This is a genomic window from Pontibacter mucosus (assembly GCF_003054055.1).
In the GTDB taxonomy this organism is placed as follows: Bacteria; Bacteroidota; Bacteroidia; order Cytophagales; family Hymenobacteraceae; genus Pontibacter; species Pontibacter mucosus.
Window position 1 is genome coordinate 21,777 of record NZ_QBKI01000006.1, and the last position, 17,497, is coordinate 39,273.

The following is a 17,497-nucleotide window of genomic DNA, read 5'->3' on the forward strand; positions in this document are numbered from 1 at the left end:
AAGAGTGTAAAGACGATGTTATGCTTTCTTCAACTTTAAGCAAAGTACCCTGGGCAGGAAAACTACATGACATGCGTATGGCATGCGCATCATGTTAGAAGATTGACTTTGCGAGCCGCTGGTAGGCTGCCTTAGCGGCAGAGAAACCTAATTTTTCAACAGAGCAGGCTCATACTACAAAAGCGGTTACAGATCAGCAGGTTGTTCTGGATGCCCCTTCTAATCGCATCAATATTCCCTGTTATCCCAATTACTACCCTTGCCAGCATTGATTTAAAAATGATGCTCTCGTCACAATTTCTTAACATCTTATCTGTACGTTTGCCCCTCTAGCCCTGACTGATTTAGTTAAAGAAGGCTTTCATTGCTCACGGGCCTTTATTAAGCTCACCACGGTGTTTGCCAGAAACAACCAGCACGCATGACAACAACACAACAGCGCAAGGGTAGTCTTGCTTCCCTGTACCTCCTACTCCTCTTCTCCTTCGCCGTAAGGGCACAGGCACCACGTACAAGCGTCCACCAACCTACGGACAGTACGCTGACAGAGAAGGTGAATGTCTTCCTGGGCACCTCCGGGGATCACGGGCAGCTCTCTCCTGCCGCCTCGTACCCCTTTGGAATGATGAGCATTGGCCCGCAGACCTACCCTTCCACACACACGGGATATGAGCATCTGGCCAAAGAGTTCCTGGGCTTTACCCACAACCGCTTCGAGGGGGTCGGGTGCCAGGGCAGCGGGGGCAACCTGTTGGTAAAGCCCTTCCTCGGGGAGGATCCACAGGCCTCACGGCTCATTAAAAGCCAGGAAGAGGCCGCTCCCGGCTTTTACCGGGTTGGTTTCCGGAATGAGATTACGGCAGCCTTTGCCGTCAACCAGAACACCGGGGTGCATCAGTACCTTTTCCCAAAGGGTAAGAAAGGGCTTCTGGTGGATCTGGGACATGCCTTCGGCGGGCGCTTTGTGGCAGCAGAGCACACGGTGGAGGGAAACCTGGTCAGTGGCTGGATAAACTCAAAGACCACCTGCAGCGCCGGCACCTACCGCGTATACTTCGCCCTGAAAACCCAGCAACCCGTCACGTGGGCTGCCCACGGCGAGCACCAGCTCATCGCCACACTGGAACCCCGCCAAAGGGAAGTGCAGCTGACGGTAGCCTTCTCCTCAGTGGATGAGGAGTATGCCAAGGCCGCTCTCACTCAGGCCTCCCTGGAGGAGGTTAGGCAGCAAAGTACACGGGAATGGGATAGGCTGCTGGGCCGCATACGTGTGACAGGTGATGCGGAACGGGAGAAGCTGTTTTACTCGCTGCTCTACAGGGCACTGCAGTCCCCCTACCTGATCTCCGAAAAGGACGGTGCCTACAGAGCCATTGATGGCTCGCTTCAGACGTCACCCGCTCCTGTCTATCATGGATGGGCTATTTGGGACAACTATAAGACTCAGCTGCCACTCCTCTCCTTCGCCTATCCGGAAAAATATAGGGACATCGCTTTCTCCATCGCGAACCTCTACCCTTACGGAAAAAAGGATTTCTCAGCCCACCACGAGCCCGCAAACACCGTACGCACGGAGCACGCCATCGTGGTGCTGCTTGATGCCCACCGGAAAGGCTATAACATTGCGTTTGAGCAGATCCTGGACTCCCTGGTGCAGGAAGTGGAAAGACTCGATTACAACAGTCTGGACAAAGCCCTGGAGTCCTCCTATGATGTCTGGGCACTGTCGCAAATCCTGGCAGAGCTTGGCCAGGAAGAACGAAGCAAAAAATACAAGGAGAGGGCAATGGCCTACAAACAGTACTGGCGGAAGGATTTTAAGGACCTGACACGCAACGATGTGAATAGAATGGGCGCGCGGGGCATGTATCAGGGCACCATCTGGCAGTACCGCTGGGCAGTTCCCTTCGATATGATAGGGCTTACTGAGGAGGCAGGCGGAGAGCAGGCCTTCCTGGAGCAACTCGACGAGTTCTTCGGGCAGGACTACCACAACCGCGCCAATGAACCGGACTTACAGGCTCCTTTGCTGTATAACGCCACCGCTGCCCCCTGGAAGGCACAGGCGCTGCTGCACCAGTTGGCCGTGGACACCGTGGTGCAGCACTACTTCAACGATAACAGCCGGGGCATTGGCTCCTTTATCGGCATTATCTACAAGAATCAGCCTGAGGCCTACATCCGGACCATGGACGACGACGCAGGAGCCATGTCCTCCTGGTTTGTTCTGACAGCGCTGGGCATACACCCTGCCGCTGTGGGCTGGCCGGTATACTACCTAAACGTGCCGCTCTTCGAGACAATTGAGCTAAGCTGGCCGAACGGCAGGGCACTCTCCATTGAGGTGGAGAACTTCCGCAAGGACAATGTATACATTACGGAAGTCACGCTGAACGGAAAGAAAATACACCGGAACTGGCTCACACACGAGGAAATCATGAGCGGGGGCAGGCTAATCATCCGGGCATCCGATAAGCCAGACAGGAAGTGGGGCATTAAGAACAGGTGGGCATCCGGCATGGATGAAGCCGGGGCGGCATCCTCAGGCGCCCCACAGCCACCGGCCACCCGGTAAGTACAGCTTTTCGGGGAGGGACGAGTTCATCTGCCTCCCCAGACCGGCCAGGACCTCTTTTCATTTCGTATCGTTCCTGTATCAACAGCCATGGGAGACTCTTACTACCAGCTCAAAACAGAGAGCCCCTGTCATGAGGGGCTCTCTGTTTTTTTCAGGCAGGGGTTTTTGAGTGTTGCTGCATATCCCTAGAACCGCAGGTTGCGCTTCTCCAGGTACTCCAGCAGGGCCTGCGGCCGGTCTGTCTGGATCATGTTGGCCCCCTTCCCCACAATCCAACCAAAGCTGGCCTCCTCGTCGGTTTCCGACAAGTCATCATCATGGCCCGCGTTCAGGCTTGCCCACAGCGAGTTGACCCACACGCGGGAACCCTTGCGCCGAATTCGATCAAACTGCCCCAGCAGCCGGGAACTCTCCGTAGTGAAGACCAACTCGAAGGCCACCGGCTTAAGCTTGCGCTGAAACTCGCCGATGATCTGCTCGGCATCCGGCTTGTCCAGGTTGACAATGGGCATGTAGAAAATCTTGTCCAGCAGGGGGCCGAAGTCCGCTTTCACCTTCTCATAGGGGTGGCTCCCCTTCATCACCACCTGGTGCACGGTGCCCGTCTCCTCCAGCACCCGGTACACCTCGGGGAAGAAGTCGTAGCACTTGTCCAGGTTGACCAGCACCTTCCCCCTGGCCAGCAGCATGGCCTCCTCCAGGGTCGGTAGCTTATGTTGCGTTACCCGCCCCAGCCCGTTCCGCAGCGAGAGGGTGCGCAGGGAGTCCAGGGTCCAGTCCGCCACCTTGCCCTGGCCGTTGGTGGTCCGGTCGAGCGTCTTGTCGTGCAGCAGCACCAGCTGCCCGTCCTTTGTCCGCTGCACATCAAGCTCCACCATGTCCACCCCCATGGCAATGCTCAGCTCGATGGCTAGCAGGGAGTTCTCCGGGGCGTTGCGCCAGTCGCCGCGGTGGGCCACCACCAGCACCTTGTCCGAGTCCGGGGTCCGGAGGGCGTCAGTTATCTGCGCGAGCCTCCCCTGAGCCTGTGCCACCTGCAGGCTCAGCGTGAGCCATAGAAAAAGTAGTAATTTCTGCTTCATCTTTTCGCTGTAAATGATTGCTGCATCCTTCCGACAAGTGTTCAGCTCCAGTCAGAAAGATGCAACTTTTTGAATCTTCTTCTTAAGCGATCCTGTCAGGCGGGTTTAGTACCCGTCGTTCTGATACATTTTCTCCGGATTTAGCTTATGCTCGTCAAACGGAATAGGGAAATAGCGGTCCTTGCGGCTAAAGTTAGCAAGTTGGGCCGTGCCGTAGTCTGCCTGGTTCTTGGCGTGGAAGAAGGACACCAGTTCGTCGGTGCTAAAGAACCGGAGCAGGTCATACCAGCGGTGCCGTTCAAAAGCCAGCTCCACCCGCCTTTCGTGGAGGATGGCGAGCTTCAGCGTCGGGAATTTACTGCTGTAGGCAGGATCCTTCTGAGCTTCAGCATAAGTTGGCATCTTCGCACGCTCGCGCACCATATCCAGGTACTCAATCGCCTTTGCCTCCTCACCCAGGTGCATATGCACTTCGGCCAGCATCAGGATGACATCGGCAAAGCGCATCAGGACCCAGTCATTGCCGCCATAGCCATTGGTACCGGCAGCAGGGCTGGTGTCGCGGAACTTGGTAATGAACCAGTCCTTCACCGCAGGATCCTCCGCAAACTTGACGGAAAACTCCTTGCGCGGGTCCCCCTCCTCATATTCCTTCACCAGGTCCAGCGAGGCCCTGCCCCCTACGCCTGTCCCCGGCTTGAGGGAGTTGATCGTTTCCCCCTTCGCCTGAAAGGTGGCGGCGATGGAAGAGGAGTAGTTTACATCCCCCTGCCGGTTAACGATCTGGAAAATGATTTCCGGGTTGTTGGCTTCCTTCGCAACATCAAAAACATCCGCATACGGGAGCTCCTTCAGCTGCCCGAAGGGGCGCATGCCGTAGGCTGCCGTCAGGTATGCCTTGGCTTCCTGCAGGTTGCTGCTCCTGCTGGCCGGGTCAATCGTGGTGGCCATCGTCAGGTACACCTGCCCAAGCAGCGCGTTGGCCGCTGTCTTGGAAACGCGCCCGGTGCCCGCCCCCGTTTGCCGGTCAGGAAGAGGGCTTGCCACGACCTCCTTAAGGTCAGCAACAATCTGCCCGTACACCACCTCCTGCTTTTCACGGAACGTATTGGCGGCCACCTCGTCAGAGGTCCTCAGCTGCCGGGTCACCAAAGGAATGTCTCCCCACTTTCGCACCAGGTGGAAGTAGAGCAGCGCCCGCACAAACTTCACCTCCGCCTGGTACTGGGCCTTTGTGGCCTCGTTTGAAAAGGTAACCTGCTCCATGTTGGTCAGCACGGTGTTACAACGGGAGATCGCCCCATACATGGCCACCCAGTGGTTCTTCAGGTAAGTGTTGCTCGGCAACAGGGAAAAGTCATTAAACTGGAAGGGCTCCCCGGCGTTGGACTGATTATCATTACGGCCGGCATCGTCCGAGCGCTCATCCGTAAAAAGGTAGCTCCCTTCCCCTATCGTATTAGAGCTACGGAGCGACTGGTACACCCCGTTCACGGCCATGAGCACATCGCCCTCGGTCTTAAAGTATTGCGCTGTTGAAACGGCGTTTGGATCGTATTGCTCCAGGAAGTCATCGTCGCAGGCGCTCAGGGTGAGCAGCACCGCCAGGCCTGCAGCCTTTATGTATGGAAATTTCATTTTCGTTCTGCGTTGGGAATAAACAATTTTGAAAACACTTTGAACTATATCAGGCAGCCTGTCAGAAAGTCACCCGGGCTCCCAGGCTGAAGGCGCGCACCAACGGATACTTTCCGTAATCAACCCCAGGGGTCAGGTTAGAGCCATTGTTGTAGTCCACCTCCGGGTTATAGCCTTTATAGTCTGACAGGGTCAGCACGTTGTCTATGTTGGCATAAATCCGCAGGTTGCTGATACCCAGGTAGTCAATTCCCTTGGGCAGCGTATAGCCGATCTGCAGGTTGGTCCAGCGGAAGAAGGAGCCGTCCTGCAGGTAGAAAGTCGACAGCCTGGTGCTGTTGCTCTGCGTGCCGCCACGGGCAGCACGGTAGATGGTACCGTCGCCGGGCTGCGCTTCTGACTGGTATCTGTTGGCGACCTCTGCATACTGGTTACCGGAGCCCTCCATGTTGAAGATGTAGTAGTCTTGACCATCGAGCACCTGGTTGCCATACACGCCGTTGAAAGCAGAGTTCAGGTCAAAGTTCTTGTAGGACATGCGCACAGAAAGGCCATAGGTGAACTTCGGGTGCGGGCTTCCGATAACGCGCTTGTCCTCATCGTTCACAACACCGTCGCCGTTGACATCCTCAAAGTATAAATCACCGGGCTTAAGCGGGTTGCTGGAGGCCATGGAACGCGGCGGCCCCTGCAGCACATACCCCTCCGGGAAGGATTGGGTAGCCTCGTCAAAGTTGGCGTTGTCAATGGCAATTTTCTCCAGGTCAGACTCGCGCACCATGCCTTTTACCTTAAAGCCGTAGAACATGCCAATCGGATAGCCCTCCTGGGTCACGTGGGTGAGGTAAGAGCGCTCGGCCCCCCTGGAGAAGATCGTGCTGGCGCCTCCCATGTCCAATACCTTGTTCCTGTTGACAGAGATGTTTCCTCCCATGGAGAAGGTGAAGTCCTTCGTTGACACAATACTTCCGTCCACCTGAATGTCAAAACCCTTGTTCTCTACTTTGGAGTCGGGCAGGTTGGTTAACATGGACGATACCCCGGAAACGGCTGAGATAGGCTGGTTGAACAGCAGGTCATAGGAGCGGCTGATATAAAAGTTGGAGATCACCTGCAGGCGGTTGTTAAACAGGCCCAGGTCCAGACCGATGTTGTACTGGGAGGTGGACTCCCACCCCAGGTTCTGGTCTTTGATACCCTCAGACCAGATAGCTGTGGCGATGGTGTTGGATCCGAAAGCCACACCGCCGGGGCTGGCCATTACCTGCTCGTGGCTGTAGTTGCCGATGTTGTTGTTCCCGCTCAGACCCCAGCTGGCGCGTAATTTCGCAGAGGAGTTCGTTCCGAACGTGCTCTGGTAAAAGGGCTCATTGGAGATGGTCCAGCCGGCCGATACGGACGGGAAGTAGCCCCAGCGGTTGAGTGGCCCGAACCGGGAAGAGCCGTCTGCACGGAAAGTAGCCGTCAGAAAGTACTTGTCGTCAAACCTGTAGGCGGCTCTGCCGAAGTACGACAGCAGCGTATGGGTCGACTTGCCCGTACCTGAATTCATGAAAAAGTCTGATGCCTCAGCCCCCTTGCCCGTGATTTCCGGGATACGGTCATTCTGGAAGCCACGCGCTGACACGCTGATCAGGTCGCTGTAGGTCTTCTGTGCTGAATAGCCCCCCAGTACGTTCAGGTTATGGCGGGCAAAGTCCCTGTTGTAGTTCAGTGTGAACTCCGCCAGCTGGTCCTCCTGGGCTATCGTCTGGGCGGTGGCCCTGGCGGCTGCCAGGGCCTGCGGAGAGCCCGGGGGATTGGCGCCGCTGCTCAGACTGGTAGGGTTATAAAACTCATACTTTTCATTGTAGGTCTGCAGGCCCAGGTTTGTCTTAAAGAACAGATCCGGCAGTATCTGGAGTGAAGCATAGCCGTTATAGGTGCCCCGCACGCCCTTCCGGCTGATCTGTGTTTCCCTGGCCAGGGCAACCGGGCTCGATGTTCTGGAAGCCGTAGGCCGCGGACTGTGAGGCGGCCTCATTCTTTGCCAGAGAACCATCTTCGTTATAGGCCCTGAAAATAGGCATGTACACGAGCGCGCCCAAAATCGGCCCCTGGTTGAAGCGGCCCTCCTGCACCTCCCGGCTATCAGCTGATGTAAGCGCCAGGTTGGCTCCTACCTTCAGCCTGCTGTTCACATCTGCGTCCAAATTTGCCCGGAAGTTCAGCCGCTCCTGCCCGGTACTGACGATGATGCCCTCCTGCTTCTGGTAGCCGCCGCTCAGCGCATAGCGCATGCTCTGGGTACCACCCGTGAAAGAGAGGTTGTGGCGGTGCATGGCCGCATTACGGTACAGCTCATCCTGCCAGTCCGTGTCGTACTGCGGCTTGATCAGGCGCTGGCTCGGAAAATCATACAGGTAGGTCGGTATACTCACCGCCGAGGCATTTCCCACATTGGCGATACGCGTAGCGTTATCATCCGAGTACATGGCGTCTGACCAGGGCTTGCCCGCGTTCACGACCAGATCCCGGTAAGTCCCGTTACGGGCGTCAATCATCAGCTGGCCAAACTCCTCGGCATTGAGCAGGTCTATTTTCTTGCTTAGCTGATGGATGCCAAACTGATAGTCATACTCCAGGCGCCCTTTCCCTTCCTTGCCGCGCTTGGTGGTGATAAGTACTACCCCGCCCGCGGCTCTGGAACCGTAGATGGCAGCGGAGGCCGCGTCCTTGAGGATGTCAATCGACTCGATGTCATTGGGGTTGATAAAGACATCGTTTCCGGCAGGGTACCCGTCGATCACATAGAGCGGATCGGAGCTGGCATTGATGGAACCAACGCCCCGCACCCTGATTTTGGTGCCTACATAGGGCGCGCCGCTCACCTGCGATACCTGCACCCCCGCAACCTTGCCCACCAGGCTCTGGCCTACAGTTGGCGCCGACAGGTTAAGCTCCTCTGCCTTTACATTGGAAATGGCACCGGTTACATCACTTCTACGCACTGTCTGATAGCCCACTGCCACAACCTCGTTAAGCATGTACATATCTTCCTTCAGCTGCACGTTCAGTGTCGATTGGCCACTTAGCGTCACTTCCTGCGTCAGAAATCCTATAAATGAGAAGACAATCGTAGAACCAGGCGCCGCTGTGAGCGTAAAGGCCCCGTTTTGATCGGTGACGGTTCCATTTCCTGTCCCCTTCACGCTGATACTCACGCCAGGCAGGGGCATGTCCTGCTGATCCGTCACGACGCCAGTGAACGTGACAGGGGTCTGCTGGATCAGCTGTACCGACTCCTTGGAGGCACTGGCAGCATAGGAGGGCATCAGGCCCGCCACCACCACGCTGAGAACCGGCCCCATAAATGTGCGGGTAAACGTTTTCTTCATTATCGTATTGGTTTAATATTCATGTTTATATTCCAGACTCCTCGCGAAGAGCCAATTATTCCCACAAGAGCTCCATCAGATGGGCGTTAGCTTTTCTGGAAGAGGTAACCCCCAGTGCCCCGGCACCTTCGCCCAGAAGAGTGAATCCTTCCAGCTCATCGGCATAATCCAGGTCTACAACCTTCAGCACCTCCTCCCGTCCCTGATCGATGGATTTGCTCAGGTCCAGGAAGGTGAAGCGCCATTTCCGGCCCTCCACCTGGTTCTGAATGAGCACGAGGATGTCTTTTTCAGGGATCCAGTGCAGGTTTTGCACCCAGGGCCCACAGGTGAACTTTTTAAACAGCACCCCTTCCTCGCTTGTCCGTGATGCCCGGGAAAGCGCCTCCGGATCATAGAGGCGCACCTCGTTGGCCCTGTTGCCGTAGTCTGCGGTGGCCACGTACCACTTATCCCCGTAGCGCACGTATTCCGGCCTGGTCCCCTGAATGCAGGCGTCGTCTTCGATCACCTTATCCAGGTTGCCGTCAAGCGTACCCGTTTTCAGCATCCCTTCCCAGTCTACCGCATAGATCAGGGCCTTCCAGGAAGTACCTTCCTTGTTCAGCCGGACGCTATTGCCTATGAAAGTCGGTCCCTGCCCGTTGTATGCAATACCGGTTGGGTGGTTAATGACGTCCTTCCCGTCAATCGTCAACAGTACCTCCCGCTGTGTATAAGCCAGGCTGTCCTGCAGCGGTACATACTCCCGGATTACGCCCACCTCTCTGTCCCCGTACAGGTAGGCCTTCCCGTTTATGAAGGAGGCGCCCTGGCAGGCACCCAGAGACTCTATGCTCAAGGCACGCCGAGAGGTGAGGCTAATGCTGTCTGTTGGAGCGGGTAGCATCATGCTCCCGCACAGCAGCAAGGCAGTTATTATACTCATCGATAAGTGTGAATAAGTGAAAATCTATGGATCAAGCGGCTCTAATGGGTTAATATGGAGCGCATCCAGCACGGGGTAAAACTCTGCCTCTGTATTGGACAGCCGCTTTCCGTTTCTGAAAGGCACATGCAGCAACTCCTTCTGACATCTTGCTGACAGGCTGCCCGTGATGCGGTCGCTCTGGTACTTTGAGGTGGAGGTGATACAGGGCTTATCGTACGGCATGCCATAGCGAAAGATGAGCCGTGCTGTGTTCCGCATGTTGGTGGTGGTGTGACGAGCGTGGGGCTCCATGATGATGGCATGCTCCGGAACACCCATCGTCTCCATCAGGTACATTTTCATCTCGTATGCCTCGCTATACCGGGTCTTGTGCGGATGCACCCGGCCTCCCGACACAACCAGGAATGGAGCCAACCCCTTAAAGTATTGCTGGGCAGCTACCCGGCACCGGAGCATGCCGATTCCACTCAGCGCCTCCTCCGGATTGTCAGGCCCAGCCCCTGGTACCAGGATAAGGGTATAAGGGTATGCGTTCCAATCAATATCCTTGATGCGGTCAAAGGCGGCCTTGTTCACCGTTGAGGGCATGGGTTCATAATCTGCCGCCTCACCCCGGTGGTTTACCTCCAGGAAACGCAGCGCGTAATTCATCGATGGGGTAAAGAATAAGTTTGCATCCCTGCTCTCCTGAAGCACGGCCTCTGTTACAGTATAGACAAATCTCGGGTAAGTGCTGCTACTTACATCATAGCTGATGGAATCAATAAGGGGGTAGTACGGTTTTGCCCCCTCCGCATAAACTCCAATCACATGGTTAATTCCGCGGGCATCCTGCTCCCATGCCTTCACCAGCATGTCCTGAGGGACCGCATCTTCAAAAAGGATGTAAGCCCGGGATGGAATCAGGTGTTGGGAGACCAGAATGCCCAAGGCGTTGTCTTTCTTGTAAAGCCTGGACAGGCGTTCGCTAACCTGCTTTATTTCACTGTCCGTGAACTTCATGCCGCTTGAAAAGCACGTAGCCTCTTTGCCGCATTCGATCAGGGAGCGGCTCAGGTGCTGTTGTTTACCCTCCAGTACTTTCCGAAGCTGTGTGTCTTTCCGTAGGAGTTCCTTTACTTCGTCTACCTCCTGAAAAAGTGTCAGGAGGTAATAATTCTTGGACTGAACGATGGACTTGCCCTCTACCATCCTGTAGCTGGCAACGGGATGTACCTGCTGTGCCAGGCAGGTGAATGTCCAGAGGCTTAGTGCCCATATAAGCAGGAGTTGCTTTTGCATGATACCGATGCTTGTTGCTTCTCCGGCAAAGTTGCCTCTGGAACATTAACACAGCGTTACATGCATATTACGATAAAGCTATGCTTTTTGAAGGCAGAAGTCTGTTTGAAGAAATGACTACACATAGCGCAGCTATACAGCCCTTAGTGTCTGAAAAATAAGGTTTGAGGCAGATTCGCATGAAAGCGAATTGAGCGAAGGCCACATAGCTGTCAGCGAGTTTAGCGAACCGGCAGGCAAACCGCTGCATTTCCTTGAGCCTGCCAAAGAGTCTTTCGATGATGTTCCTTTGGCCGTACAGCTCTTTGCTCACTTTGGGCGGCCTGCCCTTTCCTCTGCGCTTGTGTCCCGCAGGCAAGGTCCCTTTCCGGTATCTGCGCCTGTATCAGCTGCTCCCGCAGCGCCTTTCGGATGAGCTGGCTGTCGTAGCCTTTGTCGGCCACCACCACTTTGGGCTTTCTCTCCTCCAGCGCCAGGAGCCCGAGCAGCTGGGGGGGCCTCACCGGCCTGCCCGCTGGTCAGGAGCACCTGCAGCGGAAAGCCCCTGCCACAGCACAAAAGGTGCACCTTGGTGGAGAAACCGCCCCGGGACCTGCCTAGGGCCTGGCCTTCTTTTTTTAGCTCCCGCCGCAGCTTTATGCGCCCTGTTGACAGTGGCGTCGACAAACCAGGTGTTCAGGTCCAGGTAGCCGTCCTGCTGCAGGCGTAGCCGTAGTCTGCTCAGAATCCGCGCAAACACGCCTAGCTGCTGCCATTTCCGGAACCTGTCGTAAACGGTCTGCCAAGGCCCATACTTGGCTGGCAAATCCCGCCAGGGGCTGCCCACAGAATCCAGAACATGCCGTTGAGCAGCTCCCGGTCAGAGCGGCTGGGCCTGCCCTCGCCGTCCTCCCTGACCGATGGCGGCGGCAGCCCCTCTTTCACTAATTCCCACTGCCGCTGACTTAACTCGTATCTGCCGTGACTCACCTGCTGTTTTCCCTCCAAGTGCCATAACCACAGCTACTTTAACTAAATCCCATTTTGCAGACATAGCCTATAGGATATTTTATTGAACTCGGTATTATTTACCAGCTTCTGGTAAAATCGCCAAAGGTCCGGGTTATGGAAACAGGCTCAGAGAACCTGTACTGTTAGGTTCTCTGAGCCTGCTAAGAGGTTTGAATACCTTTTACTGTACTGCTTTCGGTGCCTCTATCCGGTAAGTGCCCTTTTGGGTGAAGGTCCTTCCGAACATATCGGTTGCCTTTACCTCGATGGTGTGCTCCCCTACCTCCAGCCTGGTAGGGATGCTGCCCCGCCACAGGTGGGTGGAACGCACCGCATTGGAAGGCCTCCTGCCCGCCATGATCTCCTCGGCATAGTCCCACTCGTGCAGCTTGCCCATAAAGGCTGGGTCGTAATCCTCCTGATAACTCATGGGCTTCCACTCTCCGCTGTCCACGCGGTAAAGCACTGTGTCCTGCCTGCTGCCCATGAAGAAGTTTGCGTAAATGCCGGCCGAGGTGTTGCGGCCCTGCGCCACCACCTTGGGGGCAAACAGCTCTATCTGGTACTCCTGTGGCTGCCCCGCCGCCTTGTAGTCAATCACATACTTGTTTCCCTCGAACCGGAGGAAGGCATAGCCCTTGGGCGTTCCGTCCCGCATGGTGGACTCGGGTACTCCCTTCTCATCCAGCCGCCCGGAGTACCAGTCCCCGGAGGTCGTGCCGGCGTTGTAATGATGGTGGGGCTTATCCTGACGCCAGCCCTGCTCGCGGGTGAAGAAGTCGTGCTTCTGCAGGTGCGTGTGCGCTGACAGCGAGAGCGTGTGCGGGAAATCCCTGAGCAAGTCAAAGAGGCGCTGGCGGTCCGCATCGCGGAAAGGGTCCCCCTCCGGCTCGCTGATGGGGATATGGAAGGCCAGCACCACCAGGTGGTCCTTGGGCACATGCTTTAGGTTATTCTCCACAAAGTCCAGCTGGTCCTCCCGGAAACCGCCCCAGTAGCCCTTGCCGTCGCGCGGGTCAGGGTAGAGCACGTCGTCGAGCACGATGAAGTGCACCTTGCCGTAGTTAAATGCATAGTTGGCCGGCCCGAAGTGAGCCTCGTAAGTCTCGTCCGAGAGCGAGTCAGCCGGCGCATCGAAGTCCAGGTCGTGGTTGCCCTGCAGGTTGTACCAGGGGATGCCCACCCTCTGCACCGCCCTGATGTAGGGATTGAACAGCGTCAGGTCGTCCCCCACCAGGTCACCCAGGCTCAGGCCAAAGGCCACCCCCTGGACGCCCTCCAGCTCAGCGACGATGCCGCGGGCAAAGTAGTCCACCTCCTGCAGGTTGTAGGGCTGGGGGTCGCCGAACAGCAGTGTCGTGAAGCTTTCTTTTTCCTCGGCAGGCACTACGGCAAAGTCAACCGACTTGGGAAGCTTGCCCGTAGGCGCCACTCCTTTGTACTTCAGCTCCGGTGAGCCATTGGGTTTGTGGATGTAGTAGAACTGCGGCTGGTTCTGCGCGTTGAGGGGCACCCGGTAGCCGCTGGGCTTGATGAGGGAGATAATGTTGTCCTTCCCCACCGGAAGCAAGTACCTGCCCTGCTTGTCCGTCAGCACGACCTCCCGGCCATTGGTGACGGCTACGCCGGCAACGCCCTGTTCGCGCCGCTCCCGTTTCCCGTTGCCGTTGGCGTCTTCAAACACATAGCCCGTAACGGAAGACTGTGCCTCAGCCCCCAGGCTCAGGAGCAGCATACCTCCTACTAAGATTACTTTTTTCATGTTATAGTTTAGGGTTAATGGATAAGTGGTTAATTATAAGGGTATGCCTGTACAATGGAAGCAATGTTAGCTTTGCTTTCTAGAACAGCCTAGCATCTGCGCTAGTGGCCTCGAAGGTGTCCCCATTGCGCAGTGCATACACCAGCCTGAAGCGGTACGCCCCGGCAGTGCCTGGCGGCTCGGTCAGCCTTAGCCCGAAGGCCTCTTCCCGGATAGTATTCCTGTTCTGCTCGAAGTATAGCGCCAACGGGTAAAAACCAGAAGAGTCTTTTGGGGGTGAGGTCCAGTCGTTGACCAGCAGTATGTTGTTTAGGGTATCACCTTGTCTATAGTTTGCGTTGTAGTCGGTCAGGGCGATAAGGTAGAGCGTGTCAACTCCCACCTTTGTCCCGGAGTGGCCGCTCTCATCGCAAGACAGGGCGTACAGACTCGCGCCCCCTTTGCCTGCAGCATGGTAGCGCTTCTCAAAGGAAGCCAACAGGAAGTAATCCCCCCATCTGACAGGCTCACTGTCTCCAGGCGTTTCCCATGGGTTCTGGCCCTGCCCGGTGAGCCTCAAGTGCTGCGTGTGCAGCCCTTGAATAGCAAAGTATGGCTTGACATCCGGACAAGGCTCAAAGAAGACGCAGGCCACGGGACCAAAGAAGAGTAGTATTACAATAAGACCACCCCTGCAGATGCGGCGTACGTTGGCTTCAGACATGGCTATGCGTTTATACAAAGAATTCCATCTCCTATATATGGTCACATCGACAAAATAAAGGGTATCCCGAAGGTATGCGGAAGCTGTTAACAAACCGTAAACATTCCATTACCCGTTTGTTGTCTTTTCCCCATACGAGATCCAATGTGTTCGTCGTTAGCTTGCTGGCTACAGGGTGAGGCAGGAGCGCTTTCGCAGCATAGCAGTAACCATACGCTACCTGCCTGGTGTTAGCATTTGATTCCGTACAAACGATTTACCTGCCTGTGGGATTTGGGTACGCTCAGGAATAAGCTGAGCGTACCCGGGGTACTACTAGTATCACCAGCTTGTACTGTTTATAGCTTGCATGCGGCAGTTTACCTACTCCTATAAAGATCGTTGAAGGGTACTCCCTTCCGGATTTTTCCTTCTCCGGCATACTCGAGTTGAATTAACTCCCCGTCAAAGTCCTCGAAGTACTCGATGCGGACTGGGTGCAGCCCTTTCTTCAGGGCAGCGTACCCCTTTCTCATCCTGGCGCTATGCGAGCCGTCGTTATCCACAATGAGCTGCTCACCGATAAAGAGCTTGGCCCCGTCATCTGACGTCAGGAAGAACGTGTACAGGTCGTCTTCCTGTACGTCCACATACCCCTCTATCAGCACCGCAAACTGATTTGCCCGCTGTTTGATCGCGTCCAGGTCAAAGCTCTTTAGCACACCTGTCGTTATCGGTGTCAAGGAAGAGAAATCAGGCAGCTTTTTGAAAGCGCCCTCATAGTAGGTATACTTTAACCCCTTTGCCAATCCCTTCTTCCGCGCCTTTGCAGATTTCATGAAAGCGAGCTTTTCAAACGTAGCGGTCTCAGACAAGCTGGCAGCGTCGCCATTTTCGGTGACGACTTTTGCTTTAACAGTCGTGGTGCGGTCAATTGTGAAAGGCTTTGTGTATACGTTAGAATCAGCTCCCGGCTCGCTCCCATCCAAGGTGTAAACAACCTTAGATCCCTCAAAATCATGCTGTATCTCCACCAATTTGGAGGAGGTAAAGACAGGCATACTTTTATCAATCACCTCCGGGGCAGTCGGTTTTACCGGCAGGTTGAAAGTGCCTGACAGGTGCGGCAACCCTTTTTCATCTGAAACATACTTCAGGCTATACTGCATGTGCAGTGTATCGCCCGCAGCAAAGCCGCTGTTGCCGAGCTGGCGTATGCTGAGAGCTTGTTGCTGTTGAGCGCCCTGCGGCAGCGTTACTTTATCAAGGGTGCCTAAAACATGCAGGGACGGGTGCTGGAAAAAACGTGTCTCGAGCTGCAACGGCAGCTCCGCATTGTTCCGCAGGTTCAGGTATACCTTCCCCTCCCCTGCGTCTCCCGCCGCTGGCAGTAAAACAACCGGTTTAAAGGCTGCGTCCTCGGCAAGGGTAGTAGCCAGCTTACGAGTGTGCTCGTTCGAGAAATCGTCTTTCAGGATGCCATCGAGCTCCAGGTTAACCAGCGATGGTCCCTCCTCTGTCATCGTGACCCAGCTGATGTGATCTGTTTCCCCAAACGCAGCCCCCCGAAGGCGGGTACTGCCCCCGGTAGTGGCCAGCACGTAGTAGTTACTGTTGTTATGCACCGAGGCCATGTAGCGGTGCGTATGCCCGGCAATGACGGTATACTTTCGGTTAGCCAGCGCCTTTTCCACCCGATGGAAACCGTTCTCCTCCCGCTTGTTCCAGACCGGGTGGTGCATCAGCACAAAGGTCCAGCGAACGTTCGGGTTTTGTTGGATGGTTTGCTCAGCATAGGCCAGTTGCTGCTCACTAAAAGGCACTCCATCCCCATCTGTAGAGTTCAGGATAAGGAACAGGACATTCTGATAGGTGAAATGGTAGTAGTCGCGGCCAAACTGTTTTGCCCAAAGCTCCTTTTGTACCTCGTTGGAGACGTCGTGGTTACCAGGTACCCGGAAGAAGGGCATCTGCAGGGGTTTCAGTATACCTTCGAATTCGTTCCACTGCCTGCGCAGCTCCACCGTGTCCGTTGTGTAGCCTTCTATCAGGTCTCCCACACTCAGCACGAACTCCGGCTGCAGGTCATTAATTTTTTCTATAGCGCTCCGGAAGACACCTACCCGGTGCCCGTTGGTCCTGTCTGCCACAATGGCAAAACTGAAATTCTCGGGCTTGTTCTTAAAGTCCGTGTGCGTCCAAGGGACTGCCTTTCCCTGCACATCATGGGTAAAGCCGGCATCAGCCTGAGCCCTGGACTCATTTATGGTTAATAGTCCTGCCAGCAGCAGTAATAAGTTATACTTCATCCGTTTAGAAATAAGCAGGCCGGCAACCAGGGAGGCTGCCGGCCTGAGAGTCTACAATCTTATTGAAAGAAAACATCAAAAACTGAGTCGATTTGGAAGTGCTTGACTCCCGACGCCTTCAGCGCGTCGGCCCGGCTGCGGGCCTCTGCTATTTTATCATCCGATTTGATGCCCCAGGCATTGATCACACCAACCGCCAGAATCTTGTTTTTCCTGGCCCAAACGGCCTCTTCTTGGGAGATGTCCCCGGAAAAAAGATAATAATCAGAAGCCTTGTAACCAGGCTTCTTCATGTTATCCTCCAGCTGCTGGCGGGTACAGCTCAGCCTGATCTTTCCGGTGAAGAACTCCGTGGACTCCTCCGTGCCGATCATCAGGGCGTTCGAGTGCAGGTTATACTGCTTCAGCAAGTCGACAACCTTGTGGAACAGGACAGGGTCGTAGCCCCTGATCTTATTATCCACCATTACCTCTAGGCCGTTCTCACTGCAGAACCGGAGGGTCTCCTCGAATTTGAGGACCTTGTTGCCCCTGTCTCCTACCAGCTGGCTGACCTCCTGCCAGGTCATCTCCCCGACTGGGGTATCCACCCCATAGTAGCGCTTGAAGTTGCGGTCATGATGCGTGATCAGCACGCTGTCCTTTGTCAGCCGCAGATCAATCTCCACCATCCAGTACCCCCTGTCGGCGGCTTTCTGCAGGGCTGCCAGGCTGTTCTCGGCTGTCACACTGTCTACCACGCCCCCGCGGTGCGCGATGAGGCTGTATTTCGTTTTATTCTGCTTACTGGTCTTCTGCGCAAGGGCGTCCGGTACCAGCAAGGCTAAAAGCAAGGCAAGTATGGCTATGTGTCTCATCATCATTCAG

The 17,497-nt window shown here is 55.5% G+C and carries 13 protein-coding genes and 1 pseudogene; 1 reads left to right on the top strand and 13 read right to left on the bottom strand.

The genetic code is table 11. The features are described 5' to 3' along the window. Nucleotides 1-421: 421 nt before the first annotated feature. A complete protein-coding gene (locus tag C8N40_RS12415; RefSeq protein ID WP_108212101.1) occupies nt 422-2,575 on the top strand; it encodes a glycoside hydrolase domain-containing protein in 2,154 nt (717 codons plus the stop codon). A gap of 188 nt (nt 2,576-2,763) precedes the next feature. Here the strand turns inward: C8N40_RS12415 and C8N40_RS12420 are convergent, their stop codons facing one another. From C8N40_RS12420 to C8N40_RS12475, 13 genes and pseudogenes are all read right to left on the bottom strand, one after another. Further along, nucleotides 2,764-3,660: a glycerophosphodiester phosphodiesterase family protein gene (locus tag C8N40_RS12420; RefSeq protein ID WP_108212102.1), complete on the bottom strand. Its 897-nt coding sequence runs from the start codon at nt 3,658-3,660 to the stop codon at nt 2,764-2,766. A gap of 105 nt (nt 3,661-3,765) precedes the next feature. After that, complete coding sequence (locus tag C8N40_RS12425) at nt 3,766-5,298, bottom strand: RagB/SusD family nutrient uptake outer membrane protein (protein WP_108212103.1); 1,533 nt, start codon at nt 5,296-5,298, stop codon at nt 3,766-3,768. A gap of 61 nt (nt 5,299-5,359) precedes the next feature. Next, nucleotides 5,360-7,321: a SusC/RagA family TonB-linked outer membrane protein gene (locus C8N40_RS23120; RefSeq protein WP_425440663.1), complete on the bottom strand. Its 1,962-nt coding sequence runs from the start codon at nt 7,319-7,321 to the stop codon at nt 5,360-5,362. Next, complete coding sequence (locus C8N40_RS23125; protein ID WP_425440664.1) at nt 7,215-8,675, bottom strand: SusC/RagA family TonB-linked outer membrane protein; 1,461 nt, start codon at nt 8,673-8,675, stop codon at nt 7,215-7,217. Before C8N40_RS23125 ends, C8N40_RS23120 begins: the two co-directional genes overlap by 107 nt. 55 nt (nt 8,676-8,730) lie before the next feature. After that, nucleotides 8,731-9,516 (bottom strand): hypothetical protein, encoded by a 786-nt coding sequence (locus tag C8N40_RS12435; RefSeq protein ID WP_245905104.1) that lies wholly within the window; start codon nt 9,514-9,516, stop codon nt 8,731-8,733. Between the two features lie 111 nt (nt 9,517-9,627). Beyond that, nucleotides 9,628-10,887 carry a YdcF family protein gene (locus C8N40_RS12440; RefSeq protein WP_108212104.1) on the bottom strand — a complete coding sequence of 420 codons (1,260 nt, stop codon included), beginning with the start codon at nt 10,885-10,887 and terminating at the stop codon, nt 9,628-9,630. 67 nt (nt 10,888-10,954) lie between these two features. After that, nucleotides 10,955-11,390: pseudogene (locus tag C8N40_RS23435) on the bottom strand (transposase). Next, nucleotides 11,387-11,713 carry a transposase gene (locus C8N40_RS23440; protein ID WP_425440665.1) on the bottom strand — a complete coding sequence of 109 codons (327 nt, stop codon included), beginning with the start codon at nt 11,711-11,713 and terminating at the stop codon, nt 11,387-11,389. The pseudogene C8N40_RS23435 and the gene C8N40_RS23440 overlap by 4 nt, the downstream one beginning before the upstream one ends. Continuing rightward, on the bottom strand, nt 11,629-11,856 hold the full coding sequence (locus C8N40_RS12455; protein WP_170114094.1) for a transposase: 228 nt from the start codon (nt 11,854-11,856) through the stop codon (nt 11,629-11,631). Before C8N40_RS12455 ends, C8N40_RS23440 begins: the two co-directional genes overlap by 85 nt. A 202-nt stretch (nt 11,857-12,058) precedes the next feature. Continuing rightward, nucleotides 12,059-13,639 (bottom strand): calcineurin-like phosphoesterase C-terminal domain-containing protein, encoded by a 1,581-nt coding sequence (locus tag C8N40_RS12460; RefSeq protein ID WP_108212108.1) that lies wholly within the window; start codon nt 13,637-13,639, stop codon nt 12,059-12,061. A gap of 79 nt (nt 13,640-13,718) precedes the next feature. After that, entirely contained in the window at nt 13,719-14,342 is a 624-nt protein-coding gene (locus tag C8N40_RS12465) for a hypothetical protein (RefSeq protein WP_108212109.1), read from the bottom strand. A 359-nt stretch (nt 14,343-14,701) separates the two neighbouring features. Further along, complete coding sequence (locus tag C8N40_RS12470; RefSeq protein ID WP_108212110.1) at nt 14,702-16,630, bottom strand: PA14 domain-containing protein; 1,929 nt, start codon at nt 16,628-16,630, stop codon at nt 14,702-14,704. Between the two features lie 59 nt (nt 16,631-16,689). Continuing rightward, complete coding sequence (locus tag C8N40_RS12475) at nt 16,690-17,493, bottom strand: glycerophosphodiester phosphodiesterase (RefSeq protein WP_108212111.1); 804 nt, start codon at nt 17,491-17,493, stop codon at nt 16,690-16,692. Between the last annotated feature and the right edge of the window lie 4 nt (nt 17,494-17,497).

Excerpts from the sequence above, each read along its gene's own strand:
- C8N40_RS12415 (WP_108212101.1), top strand. The coding sequence starts at position 422 with ATGACAACAACACAACAGCGCAAGGGTAGTCTTGCTTCCCTGTACCTC.
- C8N40_RS12420 (WP_108212102.1), bottom strand. The coding sequence starts at position 3,660 with ATGAAGCAGAAATTACTACTTTTTCTATGGCTCACGCTGAGCCTGCAG.
- C8N40_RS12425 (WP_108212103.1), bottom strand. The coding sequence starts at position 5,298 with ATGAAATTTCCATACATAAAGGCTGCAGGCCTGGCGGTGCTGCTCACC.
- C8N40_RS23120 (WP_425440663.1), bottom strand. The coding sequence starts at position 7,321 with ATGAGGCCGCCTCACAGTCCGCGGCCTACGGCTTCCAGAACATCGAGC.
- C8N40_RS23125 (WP_425440664.1), bottom strand. The coding sequence starts at position 8,675 with ATGAAGAAAACGTTTACCCGCACATTTATGGGGCCGGTTCTCAGCGTG.
- C8N40_RS12440 (WP_108212104.1), bottom strand. The coding sequence starts at position 10,887 with ATGCAAAAGCAACTCCTGCTTATATGGGCACTAAGCCTCTGGACATTC.
- C8N40_RS12460 (WP_108212108.1), bottom strand. The coding sequence starts at position 13,639 with ATGAAAAAAGTAATCTTAGTAGGAGGTATGCTGCTCCTGAGCCTGGGG.
- C8N40_RS12465 (WP_108212109.1), bottom strand. The coding sequence starts at position 14,342 with ATGTCTGAAGCCAACGTACGCCGCATCTGCAGGGGTGGTCTTATTGTA.
- C8N40_RS12470 (WP_108212110.1), bottom strand. The coding sequence starts at position 16,630 with ATGAAGTATAACTTATTACTGCTGCTGGCAGGACTATTAACCATAAAT.
- C8N40_RS12475 (WP_108212111.1), bottom strand. The coding sequence starts at position 17,493 with ATGATGATGAGACACATAGCCATACTTGCCTTGCTTTTAGCCTTGCTG.